The 12,526-nt window shown below is 73.0% G+C and carries 13 protein-coding genes; 3 read left to right on the top strand and 10 right to left on the bottom strand.

Features of this window, described 5'->3' with window-relative positions; translation table 11 throughout:
- Positions 1-52: 52 nt before the first annotated feature.
- Positions 53-739: a peptidylprolyl isomerase gene (locus ACZ38L_RS08245; protein WP_465690436.1), complete on the top strand. Its 687-nt coding sequence runs from the start codon at positions 53-55 to the stop codon at positions 737-739.
- 32 nt (positions 740-771) lie between these two features.
- Here ACZ38L_RS08245 and ACZ38L_RS08240 read toward each other — a convergent pair whose 3' ends face one another.
- The 6 genes from ACZ38L_RS08240 to ACZ38L_RS08215 all read right to left on the bottom strand — a co-directional run bounded on the left by ACZ38L_RS08240 (position 772) and on the right by ACZ38L_RS08215 (position 6,480).
- The gene (locus ACZ38L_RS08240; protein WP_465690601.1) at positions 772-2,202 is read right to left on the bottom strand and encodes a geranylgeranyl reductase family protein; all 1,431 of its coding nucleotides are present in this window, start codon (positions 2,200-2,202) and stop codon (positions 772-774) included.
- Positions 2,148-2,840 (bottom strand): demethylmenaquinone methyltransferase, encoded by a 693-nt coding sequence (locus ACZ38L_RS08235; protein ID WP_465690434.1) that lies wholly within the window; start codon positions 2,838-2,840, stop codon positions 2,148-2,150. The genes ACZ38L_RS08240 and ACZ38L_RS08235 overlap by 55 nt, the downstream gene beginning before the upstream one ends.
- Before the next feature lie 90 nt (positions 2,841-2,930).
- Entirely contained in the window at positions 2,931-3,458 is a 528-nt protein-coding gene (locus ACZ38L_RS08230) for a hypothetical protein (protein ID WP_465690432.1), read from the bottom strand.
- Positions 3,459-3,659: 201 nt separating this feature from the next.
- The gene (locus tag ACZ38L_RS08225) at positions 3,660-4,244 is read right to left on the bottom strand and encodes an imidazolonepropionase-like domain-containing protein (RefSeq protein ID WP_465690430.1); all 585 of its coding nucleotides are present in this window, start codon (positions 4,242-4,244) and stop codon (positions 3,660-3,662) included.
- Positions 4,245-4,257: 13 nt separating this feature from the next.
- A complete protein-coding gene (mqnC, locus tag ACZ38L_RS08220; protein WP_465690599.1) occupies positions 4,258-5,445 on the bottom strand; it encodes a cyclic dehypoxanthinyl futalosine synthase in 1,188 nt (395 codons plus the stop codon).
- Between the two features lie 126 nt (positions 5,446-5,571).
- Positions 5,572-6,480: a menaquinone biosynthetic enzyme MqnA/MqnD family protein gene (locus tag ACZ38L_RS08215; RefSeq protein ID WP_465690597.1), complete on the bottom strand. Its 909-nt coding sequence runs from the start codon at positions 6,478-6,480 to the stop codon at positions 5,572-5,574.
- 400 nt (positions 6,481-6,880) lie between these two features.
- On the opposite strand from ACZ38L_RS08215, the gene ACZ38L_RS08210 reads away from it, so the two are divergent.
- The gene (locus tag ACZ38L_RS08210) at positions 6,881-7,084 is read left to right on the top strand and encodes a cold-shock protein (RefSeq protein WP_324786388.1); all 204 of its coding nucleotides are present in this window, start codon (positions 6,881-6,883) and stop codon (positions 7,082-7,084) included.
- A gap of 214 nt (positions 7,085-7,298) precedes the next feature.
- Here the strand turns inward: ACZ38L_RS08210 and ACZ38L_RS08205 are convergent, their stop codons facing one another.
- Entirely contained in the window at positions 7,299-8,642 is a 1,344-nt protein-coding gene (locus tag ACZ38L_RS08205) for a dicarboxylate/amino acid:cation symporter (RefSeq protein ID WP_465690428.1), read from the bottom strand.
- A 412-nt stretch (positions 8,643-9,054) separates the two neighbouring features.
- Between ACZ38L_RS08205 and ACZ38L_RS08200 the strand changes: the two genes are divergently transcribed.
- Positions 9,055-10,269, top strand: coding sequence for an MFS transporter (locus ACZ38L_RS08200; RefSeq protein WP_465690425.1), 1,215 nt, complete (start codon positions 9,055-9,057; stop codon positions 10,267-10,269).
- 4 nt (positions 10,270-10,273) lie between these two features.
- On the opposite strand, the gene ACZ38L_RS08195 is transcribed toward ACZ38L_RS08200, so the two are convergent.
- The 3 genes from ACZ38L_RS08195 to ACZ38L_RS08185 all read right to left on the bottom strand — a co-directional run bounded on the left by ACZ38L_RS08195 (position 10,274) and on the right by ACZ38L_RS08185 (position 12,310).
- Complete coding sequence (locus ACZ38L_RS08195; RefSeq protein WP_465690423.1) at positions 10,274-11,332, bottom strand: LacI family DNA-binding transcriptional regulator; 1,059 nt, start codon at positions 11,330-11,332, stop codon at positions 10,274-10,276.
- An 11-nt stretch (positions 11,333-11,343) separates the two neighbouring features.
- Entirely contained in the window at positions 11,344-11,664 is a 321-nt protein-coding gene (locus ACZ38L_RS08190; RefSeq protein WP_465690421.1) for a DUF4229 domain-containing protein, read from the bottom strand.
- Positions 11,665-11,755: 91 nt separating this feature from the next.
- On the bottom strand, positions 11,756-12,310 hold the full coding sequence (locus tag ACZ38L_RS08185; protein WP_465690419.1) for a GNAT family N-acetyltransferase: 555 nt from the start codon (positions 12,308-12,310) through the stop codon (positions 11,756-11,758).
- Positions 12,311-12,526: the final 216 nt, after the last annotated feature.

The raw sequence follows: 12,526 nt of genomic DNA, 5'->3' as shown, positions 1-12,526 counted from the left end.
TGAACATGTCACGCACCGTCAATTCCCGCCCCCCTGCCCCGGAGGTCACCCCGTGCCCCGCAGAAGAAGACTCGCCACCGCCGCGGCCGCCGCCACCCTGGTGCTCGCCGCCACCAGCGCCGCCTCGGCCGCCACCGTCACGCCGAACGCCCAGCCCGCCCCGGCCCCGCCGACCACCACCAGCTGCGGGTACAAGGCCGCGGTACCGGCCGACGACTTCAAGGGCATCCCGGTCTTCGACGCCAAGAAGGCAGCCAGGCCGTACCACGCCACGCTGCGCACCAGCCAGGGCGCGATCACCTTCCAGGCGCTGACCGCCCAGGCGCCGTGCACCACCTACTCGTTCCGCTTCCTCGCCGAGCGCGGCTACTTCAACGGCACCCACTGCCACCGGCTCACCACCAAGGGCATCTACGTACTGCAGTGCGGCGACCCGACCGGCACCGGCAGCGGCGGCCCCGGCTACTCCTTCAACGACGAGAACCTCACCGGCGCCACCTACCCCGCCGGCACCGTCGCGATGGCCAACGCCGGCCCGAACACCAACGGCAGCCAGTTCTTCTTCGTCTGGAAGGACACCCAACTCCCCCCGGCCTACACACCGTTCGGCCGCGTGACGGCGGGCCTGGGGGTCCTCCAGAAGATCGCCGCCGGCGGCGAGGACGACCAGAACGGCCCCGGCGACGGCTACCCGACCCTCCCGGTGAACATCAACCACGTCCGCATCGGCGGCCGTTGACCCGAGCCTGACGCCCGGCACCCAGCCGGGCGTCAGGCGTTCGGAGCGATCTTGGCCAGTCCGTTGATGATGCGGTCCATGGCGTCGCCGCCCTGCGGGTCGGTGAGGTTGGCGAGCATCTTCAGGACGAAGCGCATCAGCAGCGGGTGGGTGAGGCCGCGCTGGGTGGCGAGCTGCATGATCCTGGGGTTGCCGATCAGCTTCACGAAGCCCCGGCCGAGCGTGTAGTAGCCGCCGTAGACGTCCTTGAGCACCGCGGGGTAGGCCTGCAGGGCCCGCTCCCGGCCGCCGGCGGTGACCCGGGCGTGGGCCTGGATGATGGTGCGGGCGGCGATCTGGCCGGACTCCATGGCGTAGGCGATGCCCTCGCCGTTGAACGGGTTGACCATGCCGCCGGCGTCGCCGACCAGCAACAGGCCGCGGGTGTAGTGCGGTTGGCGGTTGAAGGCCATCGGCAGCGCGGCGCCGCGGATCGGGTCGGTCATGTTCTCCGGCGTGTAGCCCCACTCCGCCGGCATGCTCGCGCACCACGACTTGAGCACCTCGCGCCAGTCCAGCTCGCCGAAGGCGGGCGAGGAGTCGAGGATGCCCAGGCCGACGTTGGAGGTGCCGTCGCCCATCCCGAAGATCCAGCCGTAGCCGGGCAGCAGCTTCTTCTCGCCACCGCGGGTGTCCCAGAGCTCCAGCCAGGACTCCAGGTAGTCGTCCTCGTGCCGGGGCGAGGTGAAGTAGGTGCGGTAGGCGACGCCCATCGGGCGGTCCTCGCGGCGGTGCAGGCCCATCGCGATCGAGAGCCGGGTCGAGTTGCCGTCCGCGGCGACCACCAGCGGGGCTCGGAAGGTCACTTCGCGCTTGTCCGCGCCGAGCCGCGCGGTGACGCCGGTGATCCGGCCGGTCCGGTCGTCCAGCACCGGACCGCTGACGTTGCACCGCTCGTACAGCCGGGCGCCGGCCTTCTCGGCCTGCCGGGCCAGCAGTTCGTCGAAGTCGGCGCGCTTGCGGACCAGGCCGTAGTCGGGGAACGAGGACAGCTCGGGCCAGTCCAGCTCCAGCCGGACGCCGCCGCCGATGATCCGCAGGCCCTTGTTGTGCAGCCAGCCGTTCTTGGTCGAGACGTCGATGCCCATGTCCACCAGCTGCTTGGTGGCGCGCGGGGTCAGCCCGTCACCGCAGACCTTCTCCCGGGGGAACTCGGTCTTCTCCAGCAGCAGCACGTCCAGGCCCGCCTGGGCGAGGTAGTACGCGGTGGCCGAGCCCGCCGGACCGGCCCCGACCACGATGACGTCAGCGCTGCTCTCGACGGCGGTCTCGGTCACGGGGGCAGTCACGAGGGCACACTCCTGAGCACTGCGGGGGGTACGGAACCCGAGCAGTCTACGGGGTGCCCACGACGGCGGTTCGCGACGTGTCAGACCCGGGTCGCGCGGTGCAGCGCGACGATGCCGCCGGTGAGGTTGCGCCAGGCCACCTTGGACCAACCGGCCTGCTGCAGCCGCGCGGCCAGCCCGGCCTGGTCCGGCCAGGCCCGGATCGACTCGGCCAGGTACACGTACGCCTCGGGGTTGCTGCTGACCCGGGTGGCCACCGGCGGCAGCGCGCGCATCAGGTACTCGGTGTAGACGGTCCGCAGCGGGGTCCAGGTCGGCGTGGAGAACTCGCAGATCACCACCCGGCCGCCGGGCTTGGTGACCCGGTACAGCTCGCTCAGCGCCGCGTCGGTGTCGTGCACGTTGCGCAGCGCGAAGGAGATGGTGACGGCGTCGAACGAGGCGTCGGCGAACGGCAGCCGGGTCGCGTCGCCGGCGGTCAGCGGCAGTTCGGGGTGCCGCTTCTTGCCCTCGGTCAGCATGCCGATCGAGAAGTCGCACGGGACGACCCGCGCGCCCGCCGCCGCGAACGGGAGCGAGGAGGTGCCCGTGCCCGCGCCGAGGTCGAGCACCAGGTCGCCCTCCCCCGCGCCGACCGCGTCGGCCACCGCGCGTCGCCAGGCCCGGGCCTGGCCGAGCGAGAGCACGTCGTTGGTCAGGTCGTACTTGGCCGCGACGTCGTCGAACATGGCGGCGACTTCGTGGGGCTGCTTGTCCAGAGAGGCTCGGGTCACGGACCCCATTCTTCACCCTGTGCCGCGCACCCCGGCGCGCGGGCTCGGCGAGCGCCCCGGAGCACCCCACCCGCAGCCCGAGCACCCGGCTCAGCGCAGTGCCCGCCGGCCGCCCTTCCTGCGGCGCCGGGAACGCTTGCCGTGGGTGATCGCCGGCATGCCCTCGGCCAGCGCCTCGGCGGCCAGCGCCACCGTGGTCCGTACCCGGGGCCGCTTGAACCGGCTGCCGGCCGGCGCGTACTGCTGCCGGTGGCGCAGGATCCGCCCGACGCAGAGCAGGCAGAGCAGCAGCGCGACGGGCACGCTGATCTGCGCCAGGCGCACGCCGACGGCCTGTGGGTAGTGCTGGTCACAGACCCGGACCGCCCCCGGGTCGTCGGCGGCGCGCTCCAGGCAGATCGGGTCGCCGACCTTGGCTCCGTCCGGCAGGGTCAGGTCGGCCGCGGTGCGCTGCTGCCCGTCCGCCGGGTAGCTGACCGAGCTGTAGGTCGCGCTGCCGCCGGAGAGCTGGGTGATGGTGCCCTGGACCCGGACCGGGTCCGCGGCGATCTTGTCCGCGAGGTCGGCCTGCCGCCAGCCGAGCAGGCACATGCCCAGCGCCAGCACAGCGCTGAGCACCGCTCCGAGGTACCAACCTCGGCCGATCCTGGGTGCCACGGACGACGATCGCATGCTCTCGGGGGACCTGGCTTCCGGGTCGGGACCTGGGGGCAATTGGGGATCGTAACCGCTGGTGGGCCCTCAGGTCACGGCGAGACCGATTCAGAATATCGACCAGGGAAGGGAGTTCGGGTGCGGATGGTCTTTCGGACCGGCGGCTCAGCGGCGCCGGAAAAGCAGCCGGCCGGCCAGCACGGTACCGAGGCAACCCGCGCCGAAGACCGCGAAGTCGGCCCGACCGCCCACCTCCAGCACCCCGTACGGCACCGCCGCCTCGAACCCCGGCAGGTCGTCGCCCGTGGGCTCCCCCGCGAACGGCGGTCCGAACGGCGGCACCACCAGCAGCCCCGAGCGGCTCACCGCGGTCCGCACCGCCGGCTGCTCGAAAGGCCCGGCCAGCGCCGTCGTGCCGTGCGCCAGCATCCGCTGCAGGCCGCGCCGGGCGCTGCCGCCGAGCGCCGCCCGGTCCAGGCCCGGCGGCAGCGGGAGCGGCTCCTCGCCCAGCCCCTCGCGCGGGTCCGGGTGGTAGCGGTGCTCCAGCAGCGGGCCGCCGTACGGGTGTGCCAGGCCCGGCGTCAGCCGCCCGTCCCACTCCCGCACCCGGGCCCGTGGGTGCGCCGCGGCCAGCTCCTCGTACCGGCCGAGCGCGGCCACCTCGTCTCCCCGCACCAGCACCGCCCCGTCGGGGATCGACGGGGCGGTGGCGGCGGGCCGCAGCTCGGCGGCCCGGTGCAGGGTCAACATCGGCGGACCGGGCTCAGTTGAGGATCTTCAGCTCGGGGTGCGCGGTGCCGCCCTCGATCGCGGTGGAGGCGATGTGCGAGGCGACCCGCGGGTCGACCGGGTCGTTGGCCGGGTCGTCCAGCACCCGCAGGTGCTGGTACGTGGTGGAGCGCTGGGCGGGCACCCGGCCGGCGGTACGGATCAGGTGGATCAGCTCGGTGAGGTTGGAGCGGTGCTTGGCACCGGCGGCCGAGACCACGTTCTCCTCCAGCATGACCGAGCCCAGGTCGTCCGCGCCGTAGTGCAGCGAGAGCTGGCCGGCCTCCTTGCCGGTGGTCAGCCAGGAGCCCTGGATGTGCGCCACGTTGTCCAGGAAGAGCCGGCTGATCGCGATCATCCGCAGGTACTCGAAGACGGTCGCCTGGGTGGAGCCCTTGAGGTGGTTGTTCTGCGGCTGGTAGGTGTACGGGATGAACGCCCGGAACCCGCCGGTCCGGTCCTGCACGTCGCGGATCATCCGCAGGTGCTCGATCCGTTCGGCGTTGGTCTCGCCGGTGCCCATCAGCATGGTGGAGGTGGACTCCACGCCCAGCCGGTGCGCGGTCTCCATGATCTCCAGCCAGCGCTCGCCGGACTCCTTGAGCGGCGCGATCGCCTTGCGCGGCCGCTCCGGCAGCAGCTCGGCGCCGGCGCCCGCGAAGGAGTCCAGGCCGGCCCGGTGGATCCGGGTGATGGCCTCCTCGATCGACACGCCCGAGATCCGGGCCATGTGCTCGACCTCGGAGGCACCCAGCGAGTGGATCACCAGCTGCGGGAAGTCGGCCTTGATCGCCGAGAAGGCGCGCTCGTAGTACTCCACCCCGTAGTCGGGGTGGTGGCCGCCCTGGAACATCACCTGGGTGCCGCCCAGCTCCACCGTCTCGGCGCAGCGCCGCAGGATCTCGTCGAGGTCCCGGGACCAGCCCTTGTCGCTCTTCGGCGGCACGTAGAAGGCGCAGAACTTGCACGCCGTCACGCAGACGTTGGTGTAGTTGATGTTGCGCTCGATGATGTACGTCGCGATGTGCTCGGTCCCGGCGTACCGGCGGCGGCGCACCGCGTCGGCCGCCGCCCCGAGCGCGTGCAGCGGCGCGGAGCGGTAGAGCTCCAGGGCCTCCTCGGCGGAGATCCGACCCCCGGCGGCGGCCCGGTCGAGGACGGCCTGCAGGTCGGTGGCGGGCACGTCGAGGGGCGCTGCGAGCTCGGTCACCTGGCGGCCTTCTTTCTGTCCAGGGGGCCGGGACGGCCCGGCGGCATGACCGAACCAGCCTACGCCAGCCCTTCCGCGCCGCCGGGCGCCCCTGCCCGCTCAGCCCGCGGTGGCCACCGGCTCCAGCAGCCGGACCGTCACGTCCGGGGCGAAGCCACTGTCGTGCGCGATCCGGCGGGCGAACTCGGCGATGCCCGCCAGCTGCCGCTCGCCGAGCGCGAAGTCCAGCGCCTCGCTGAAGTACCGCTCCAGCAGCTCGGCGTCGAAGTCCTCCCAGCGCGCCGCCTGCTCGGCCACCCGGTCGGCCTCGGCGAGCGACAGGTCACGCGAGGCCAGGAAGGCCTGGTGCACGGCGGCCACCGCCGCCGGCCGCCGCTCGACGAACTCCCGTCGGGCCGCCCAGACCGCGAAGACGAACGGCAGGCCGGTCCAGTCCTTCCACATCTGCCCGAGGTCGTGCACGGTGCAGCCGCGGTCCGCCGCGCCCTGCAGGCCGGCCTTGAGCGCCGGGTCGCCGATCAGCACCGCCGCGTCGGCCTCGGCCAGCATCGCGTCCAGGTCCGGCGGGCAGCTGAAGTACTCGGCCCGGACGCCCTCGCGCTCCTCCAGCAGCAGCCGCGCCAGCCGGACGGACGTGCGGCTGGTCGAACCCAGCGCGACCCGCTTACCGTCCAGCTCGCGGAGCGGAAGTTTGCTGACGATCACACAGGACATCACCGGCCCGTCGCTGCCGACCGCAATGTCCGGGAGCACCACCAGTTCGTCCGCGTGGCGCAGGTACTCCACGCAGGTGATCGGGCCGATGTCGAGTCGGCCGTCCACCAGCTGGTCGCTGAGCTTCTCGGGGGTGTCCTTGGTCAGATCCAGGTCCAGCAGGCTGCCGGTGCGCGCCAGCCCCCAGTAGAGGGGCACGCAGTTCAGGAACTCGATGTGCCCGACCCGCGGCCGCACCGGCCGCGCCGCGCCGGAACCGCCCGCGCCGTCCGTCAGCACAGCACCTTCCACCAGACCAGCCACCGCTTGCTCCCTCGACCGTTCGTCCTGTCGTCGCAGCGTATGCCCGCCCGGTCGACGGTCCTGCCACCACCCCGCCGGACACTCTCCTCGCACCCCGCGCAGCACCCTCCCACCACCCCGCGCAGCGTTCCCCAACACCCGCCCCGACACACCCTCGCGACTCGTCAAGTCACCCCTGGTCGAGCCCGCGCCCCCGTGCTACCGTTCCATCCAGTTGCAGTTTGATTCCCCTTGCAGTACTTGAAGCCTGCGGAGCATGTAACCGCGGGCTTTTTGTAGTTTTTCAGCTTTATCGAAAAACTCCGGCCCCGTCCGGAGGCAGGGCGATCAGCGCAGCGGACCGGATGCCACACGGTGTGGCCTCCAATACGTCCCTCGCAAGGAGAACGGCATGGCCACGGGAACCGTCAAGTGGTTCAACGCTGAGAAGGGCTTCGGCTTCATCGCCCAGGAGGGCGGCGGCCCCGACGTCTTCGTCCACTACTCCGCCATCAACGCGAACGGCTTCCGTTCGCTGGAGGAGAACCAGCAGGTGACCTTCGACGTTACCCAGGGCCCGAAGGGCCCGCAGGCGGAGAACGTCACCGCTATCTGATCATCCTCCCGATGACCTGATCGCTCTGGCCCAGCCCCGCGCCGGGTCACCGGCGGCCCGATCCCGGGTCGTGGAGCACGACTTGTCCCACCAAGGGGGCCCCCGGTCACCAGACCGGCGGGCCCCCTGCCGTTCCCGGGCCCGGCCGCCCGGACCGCACGACGGGCCCTGCCCCCTCCTGGAGGGGCAGGGCCCGTCGTGCTGTCCGGGTCGCTCAGACCGCCGCGGTCACCCGGTCGGCGGCACCGGCCCGGACCGGTGCGGCGGCCGGAGCCGCGGCCAGGTCACCCGTCGGATGGTCGTACGCGGCGCGGTCGAGGATCCCCTCCCGGGCCGAGACGATCAACGTGGTCACGACCTGTCCGGCCACGTTGGTCGCGGTCCGCATCATGTCGAGGATCGGGTCGATCGCCAGCAGCAGCCCGACACCCTCCAGCGGCAGGCCCAGGGTGGAGAGGGTCAGCGTCAGCATCACGATGGCGCCGGTGAGCCCCGCCGTGGCGGCCGAGCCGATCACCGAGACGAAGGCGATCAGCAGGTAGTCACCCACCCCGAGGTGGATGCCGTAGACCTGCGCCACGAAGATCGCGGCGATCGACGGGTAGACCGCGGCGCAGCCGTCCATCTTGGTGGTCGCCGCGAACGGGACGGCGAACGAGCTGTACTCGCTCGGCACCCCGAGCCGCTCGGCGACCCGGCGGGTGACCGGGAGCGTGCCGACCGAGGAGCGCGAGACGAAGGCCAGCTGGATCGCGGGCCAGGCGCCCTTGAAGAAGTTGACCGGGTTGAGTCCGGCGGCGAAGCGCAGCAGCAGCGAGTAGACGACGAACAGCACCAGCGCGCAACCGACGTAGATGTCGGCGGTGAAGGTGGCCATCGGCCGGAGCAGGTTCCAGCCGTACTCCGCCACCGACTTGCCGATCAGGCCCAGCGTGCCGAGCGGTGCCAGCCGGATGACCCACCAGAGCGCGGTCTGCACCAGCTCCAGCAGCGACTCGCTGAGCTTCAGCACCGGGGCCGCCTTCTCGCCCGCCTTGAGGATGGCCACACCGGCCACCACCGCGAGGAAGACGATCTGCAGCACGTTCACCTTGAGGAAGGCGTCCACCACGTTGGTCGGGATGATCCCGGTCAGGAAGTCGACCCAGGAACCGGACTCCTGAGGAGCCTTCAGCCCGCTGGTGGAGAGGTTGCTGCCGTGGCCGGGATCGGTGAGCAAACCGATCGCCAGGCCGATCGAGACCGCGATGAGAGAGGTGATCAGAAACCAGAGCAGTGTTCTCGCCGCCAGCCGGGCGGCGTTGGTGACGTTGCGCAGGTTGGCGATGCTCACCACGATCGCGGTGAAGACCAGCGGCGGGACGGCCAGCTTGAGCAGCTGGACGAAGAGCTTGCCGATGGTGTCCAGGGTGCTGGTCAGCCAGCCGACGTCACCCTGTCGGGCGACGAAGCCCAGCGCGACGCCGAGCACGAGGCCGCCGACGATCTGGGCCCAGAACGGGGTCCTGCGGACCGTGGCGAGGAGTGAGGGGCCCGTCGGGGCGGGGGCGGTGGACATGGGAGTGCGGCTCCGGGGTGGCACGAAAACGGGCGGGAGGGGGGAATCGGGCAGCACGGGCCGGCCGGGGAGAGGCCGGGCCGGGCCGTCAGGCGGACGCGGGAGCCGTGCTGCCTAGCTACAGCCGGAGCGGCGACAGCCGTCCACCACACCGATCAGGCGGCACGGCCTCGACGGCAGCGCGCACGGCACGGGCGAGCTGCCCATGTCCTGCTGCCGGAGTGCGCCTGAGGTGGTCATGGCCCACACGTTAGCAGTAAAGCTTTGAGATGTTCAAAGTTGTTGTTTGAGATGCGCCCACGAACGGCCCGCCCCCGCGCCTGCCGACCTCCGCCCGCACAGCTTGACCGACCATCGGTTATACGTATAACTTGAGGAGCCTCGCCGCCCCCTGCCGCCCGGGAGTTCCCCCGTGGGCTACCTCGCCCTGCTCCGTGCCCCGCACGTCACCCGGCTGCTGGCCGGCACCCTGCTCGGACGCCTCCCGGCCGGCATGACCGCACTGGTCATCGCCCTGGCCCTGCGCCAGGCCGGCGCGCCCTACAGCCGGATCGGGCTGGCCACCGCCGCCTACGCGATCGCCGCCGCGATCGGCGGCCCGGTGCTCGGGCGGATCGTCGACCGGACCGGTCAGCCCCGGGTGCTGCTCTGCTCCGCGGTGGTCGCCGGCCTCGGCTACGCGCTGCTCGCGCTCGCGCCCGGCAGCCCGACCGGTGCGCTGGTCGGCGCCGCGATCGCCGGGCTCGCCATGCCGCCGCTCGAACCCTGCCTGCGCTCGCTCTGGCCGGCCGTGGTCAGCGAGGAACAGCTGGACACCGCCTACGCGTTCGACTCCGCCTCGCAGCAGATCCTCTACGTCGCCGGCCCGCTGGCGGTCGCCGCCATCGCGGCCGGCCCCGGCCCGGTCGCCGCGCTCTGGACGGCCGCCGGCCTCGGCCTGGCCGGCGCGCTGGTGGTGGCCACCGCCGCCCCGGCCCGCGCCTGGCAGGCCCCACCGCGCGGCCACGGCTCCGGTCTGCTCGGCCCGCTGCGCTCGCCCGGCCTGGTGCTGCTGCTGGTCGGCCTGGCCGGTGCGGGCTGGACGGTGGGCTCGCAGAACGTCCTCTTCATCGCCTACGCCGAACACCACTCGCACCAACTCCCCGGTGGCGCCGGCACCCTGCTCGCGCTGGCCGCGCTCGGCGGGCTGTTCGGCGCGCTCGGCTACGGCACGGTGGACTGGCGCAGCAGCACGGCGACCCGCACCTGGCTGCTCGCGCTCGGGATGGCCGTCTCGTACCTCCCGTTGCTGCTGCTCCCCGGCCCCTGGCCGATGGCCGCTCTGGCGCTGCTCTCCGGGCTGGGGCTGGCGCCGCTGCTGGCCGCCGCGTTCGTGCTGGTCGCCGAGCTGGCGCCGGTGGGCACGGTGACCGAGGCGTTCGCCTGGCTGGTCACCCTGTTCGCCACCGGCAACGCGCTGGGCTACGCGGTCTCCGGCTCGCTGGTCGCCACCTCGCTGCGGGCGGTCGCCTGGTGCGCGGTGGGCGGGATCACGCTCGGCGGCCTGCTGCTCCTCGCCACCCGCGACCGACTGCGGCCGCCCGCCCCAGCGCCGGCCGTGGCCGAGCCGGTCGAGCTGCTGGTCTGACCGCTCAGGCCCGGGTGGTGGACGCCCGGACCACCAGCGCGGTGGGCAGCGGCGCCACCGCCGGCACCGCCGCGCCCGCCAGTACCCCGGCCAGCGCGGCCACCCCGGCCCGACCCAGCTCCTCACCCGGCAGGTCGACCGTGGTCAGCGGCGGGGTCAGCAGGGCGGCCACCGCGACGTTGTCGATGCCGACCACCGAGACGTCCGCCGGGATCCGCAACCCCAGCTCGGCGGCCGCCTGGTAGAGCCCGGAGGCCACCACGTCGTCGTCGCAGACCACCGCGCGCGGCCGGTCCGGACGGCCGAGCAGCTCCGTGGCGGCGGCCCGGGCGGCGGACTCGCCGAGGTTCAGGCTGACCCCGAGCTCCAGCACCTCGAGACCGCGCGCGGCCTGCTCGAAGGCGGCCTGCCGGACCCGGAAGGTGTGGGCCGAGTGGATCGACCGCAGCCGACCGAGCCGCCGGTGGCCGAGCCCGGTCAGGTGCTCCACCGCCGCCCGCATGCCGCCCGCCAGGTCGAGTTCGACGGTGGGCGCGCCGCCCGCGTCGGCCGGATCGGCGTCCAGGAAGACCGCGGGCGTGCCCGGCGGCAGCGGGCCGAGCTGGCTGTCGTCCGGGGAGCAGATCAGCAGGCCGTCGAAGCGGCTGGTGGTGGCCGCCTCGGCCAGCGTCTCGGCGTTCCAGCCGGAGCTGACCACCACGTCCAGCCCGTGCCGGGCGGCCTCCTCGTGCACCCCGGCCAGCACCCGTCCGAAGAACGGCCCCTGCAGGTTGGGCACCGCCAGCAGCGCCATCCCGCTGCGGCCCAGCCGCAGCTGTCGGCCGGCCGCCTGCGGGCGGTAGCCCAGGTCGCGGGCGGCCTCCAGCACCCGCTGCCGGGTCGCCGCGGAGACCCGGTGGCCCGCCTCGGTGCCGGAGAACACCAGCGACACGGTGGCCTGCGAGACCCCGGCCACCCGTGCCACGTCCCGCCCGGTCGGGCGGCGCGACCGCTCACCGGCGCGACCGCTGCCCCCAGCCGCCGCTGCCGTCCCGGCCGGGTCGGTCCCGGACACCGCTGCCACGACGCGACCGGTTACTGCGCGGCCCGCGCGGCCTCGTCGGCCGCGTCCTCCTCGGCGTTCTGCTCCGCGATCCGCTGGGCGGTGCGCGACTTCATGCCGGAGACCTTGTTGACGATCTGCTCCGACATCTCGTCGCGCTGCTTGCTCAGCACCACGTAGCTGATCGGCGCCGAGACCAGGGCCGCCAGCATCACCAGGAAGACGAAGCCGGTGGTGCCGGTCACCGGAATGATCCCGAAGTGCCCGAGCAGGGTGGTGATCAGCAGACAGCCGAGGAAGATGCTGGCCCGCAGGGAGGTGTATCGGAGCGTGGCGTGCGACTTGCTGCTCACGGGTGGCGTCCTTCTCGGCCGGTTCGAACGGGGGCGGTCTCCCAGTGAAGCATGCCAAAGTCGGCGATCTCGGACGGGGTACGGGCCCGGGTCAGCGCAGCTCCAGCCAGAAGGTGATGTCGTCCCGGTCGTCCCCCGGCGCGACCCGGATCGCCCCGGGCACCCGCCCGGCCTCCTGGTAGCCGCAGCGCTTGTAGAACGTCTCCAGGCCCATCCCACCGCGCGCGGTCAGCCGCAGCCCGGCCAGCCCCCAGGCCCGGGCGATCCGCTCGGCCTCCGCCATCAGCGCCGCGCCGCAGCCGCGCCCCTGCAGCCGGGGGTCGACCATGACCCGGGAGAGCAGCCGCCAGTGACTCATCAGCCCGAACCGCGGGTGTTCGAAGAAGAGCACCGCGACCAGCCGGCCGGAGTCGGGATCGCGGGCGACCAGCAGCCGGTCGGACCACGGCTCGGCCCCCTGGTCGGCCCCGGGCACCGCGTCCAGCCGCGCGAACTGCCGCTCGGCCGTGCCGCGGACGTCCTCCTCGGTGACCGGCGGGACGAAGCCCACCGACCCGCCCGCGTTGCTGACGTCGGTCCACAGGGTGAGGATCCCGGCCCGCAGCTCGGGCGTGACCACCGGATCCAACTCGAACTCAAGGTGCATGTCCGGATCCTACGGACCGGGTCCTTCACGGCCGCCGGCCCGGTCAGCCCGCGACGCCCGCCGGGTGACGGCCGTTCCCGGCCGGCCGCGCCGGGCACGGGCCGGCGCGGCCACCAGGTACGGGCCCTGACCCGCACGGCGGCGCTCCGCACTCGCCAAGGAGCTGCGGCCCGCGCGGCGGCGACTCCGCTCCCCCTGACCAGCGACCCCTTGGCG

It is taken from the genome of Kitasatospora sp. NPDC024654 (assembly GCF_055559155.1).
Note: the sequence above shows the minus strand (reverse complement) of the source record. Positions and strands in the feature narration are given on the sequence as shown.